Origin of the sequence: Staphylococcus cornubiensis (genome assembly GCF_900183575.1) — a bacterium.
Taxonomy (GTDB): domain Bacteria; phylum Bacillota; class Bacilli; order Staphylococcales; family Staphylococcaceae; genus Staphylococcus; species Staphylococcus cornubiensis.
Genome location: NZ_FXUZ01000095.1, coordinates 1 through 392, shown reverse-complemented (window position 1 = coordinate 392; position 392 = coordinate 1). Strand labels below are relative to the sequence as shown.

The window sequence follows — 392 nt, the reverse complement described above, 5'->3', positions numbered from 1 at the left end:
GATGGAAAAATATGGTTTATCTAATATTGTTGTTCATGCACCATACATCATTAATATTGCAAATACAACCAAACCAGAAACGTTTAATCTTGGTGTAGATTTCTTGCAACAAGAAATTGAAAGAACGCAAGCTATAGGGGCTAAAGATATTGTATTACATCCAGGTGCGCATGTTGGAGCTGGTGTTGATGCCGGAATTAATAAGATTATTGAAGGATTAAATGAAGTTTTAACGAATGACAATAATGTACGTATTGCGCTTGAAACGATGGCAGGTAAAGGTACAGAGATTGGTCGCTCATTTGAAGAGTTAGCACGTATTATTGATGGAGTTCATAATAACGAACGTTTATCAGTATGTTTTGATACATGTCATACGCATGATGCTGGAT

1 protein-coding gene is annotated in these 392 nt (G+C 35.5%); it reads left to right on the top strand.

Annotation, left to right across the window (positions count from 1 at the left end; all coding sequences use genetic code 11):
* The coding region (locus CCE82_RS12710; protein ID WP_119184427.1) for a deoxyribonuclease IV at positions 1-392 on the top strand (392 nt) is incomplete at both ends.